The organism is Citreimonas sp. (assembly GCF_042096055.1).
Taxonomy (GTDB): domain Bacteria; phylum Pseudomonadota; class Alphaproteobacteria; order Rhodobacterales; family Rhodobacteraceae; genus Citreimonas.
Window position 1 is genome coordinate 3,853 of sequence record NZ_JBELMH010000129.1, and the last position, 1,617, is coordinate 5,469.

General features: G+C 68.0%; 2 protein-coding genes and 1 pseudogene. All 3 read right to left on the minus strand.

What is annotated here, in order from left to right:
- The coding region (locus ACFDTC_RS17215) for a glutathione S-transferase family protein (protein WP_375260109.1) at positions 1-591 on the minus strand (591 nt) is incomplete at its 3' end.
- A gap of 119 nt (positions 592-710) precedes the next feature.
- Positions 711-1,163, minus strand: coding sequence for a DUF2383 domain-containing protein (locus ACFDTC_RS17220; protein WP_375260110.1), 453 nt, complete (start codon positions 1,161-1,163; stop codon positions 711-713).
- Between the two features lie 111 nt (positions 1,164-1,274).
- Positions 1,275-1,617: pseudogene (locus ACFDTC_RS17225) on the minus strand (alanine dehydrogenase); the annotation flags it as partial.

Consider the following 1,617-nt stretch of genomic DNA (forward strand, 5'->3'; position numbering starts at 1 on the left):
CTTGGTCTCGTAGAAGTTCAGCGCGTTCAGCCACGGCGCGATCGCCATGTCGGCGATGGAATACTCGCCCGCGATCCAGTCGCGGCCCTGCAGCGCCGTGTCGAGCACGCCCAGCAGGCGGCGCGCCTCGCCGGCGTAGCGCTCGCGCGGGCGGGGGTCGTCGATGTCCTTGCCGGCGAACTTCCAGAAGAAGCCCATCTGCCCGAACATCGGCCCGAGGCCGCCCATCTGGAACATCACCCATTGCAGGATCTCGAAGCGCTGCGCGGCCGTCGCGCCGCCGAACTGGCCCGACTTCTCGGCGAGGTAGACCAGGATCGAGCCGGATTCGAACAGACCGACCGGGCCGTCGGGGCCGTTGGGGTCGATGAGCGCGGGGATCTTGCCGTTGGGGTTCAGCGCGGTGAACTCGGGGCTTTTGACGTCGGTGTCCGACAGCGAGACGCGGTGCGCCTCGTAGGGCAGGCCCATCTCTTCCAGCGCGATCGACGCCTTCACGCCGTTGGGCGTGGGGAAGGAGTAGAGCTGGATGCGGTCTGGATGCTGCGCGGGCCAGCGGCGCGCGATCGGGTGGGTGGCGAGGTCGACCATCGGGTGTCTCCTGGTTGGTTTGCGGTGAAGGTAGACCCGACGGGCGGCGGCGCAAACGCAACCGGCGCGCACAGGGGCTGTGCGCGCCGGCGGGGGTAATGGGCAGGCCTAGGGTCGGATCAGACCGTGCGGGCGGTCGCCTCCATCCATTCCTTGTGGCGCAGCTCGTCCTCGTAGGCGCGCGTGAAGACCGCGCGCTCGTCGGCGGGGACGCAATCGTTGTCCTTGCCGTTCTCGTAGGCGCTGACGGTGTCGGTCTCGTTGCTGGCCATCGCCATCAGGATCGAGCCGTCGTCGCCCACCATGTCTGCGAAGGCGACCTTGCCGGTCGTCAGCATCTGCTTCATGTCGCCTTCGCCGGGAATGTCGGCGCCGGCGCGGCCGGCCATGGCCTTCAGCTCGGACATGTGGCGTTCGTGGTCGCCCTTGAACTCGGCGATCTTGGACTTGAGCTCGGGCTTGTCCAGACGCTCGATCACCGCGTCGTAGGCGGCGATCGCGTCATGCTCGAGGATGATGAAGTTCTCGATCAGCTTCGGGAAGTCCGAGCTGGTGCCCACTGTCGTAACCATCGTGACTACTCCTTCCGGTTGTGTTCACCGCAAACGCGCCGGCCGCGGGGCTGTTCCGTGCGCCGCGGGTGATCGGCGGAAAGGCGTCGTCAGATCGGCTTGTCGCCGGCCTCACTCTCCCTTCACGGCAAGGTGGGGCGCGGTCACGTCGATGCCCTGGGCGCGGCCCACCGCGTAGTATGTCAGCCGCCCGGCATGCACGTTGAGCCCCGCCAGCAGGTGCGGATCGTCGGCGCAGGCCTGCCGCCAACCCTTGTCGGCCAGCGCCAGCATGAACGGCATCGTCGCGTTGCCGAGCGCGATGGTCGAGGTGCGCGCCACCGCACCCGGCATGTTGGCGACGCAGTAATGCATGATCCCGTCCACGTCGTAGACCGGGTCGGCGTGCGTCGTGGCCTTCGAGGTCTCGAAGCAGCCGCCCTGGTCGATCGCCACGTCCACCAGCGCAGCGCCG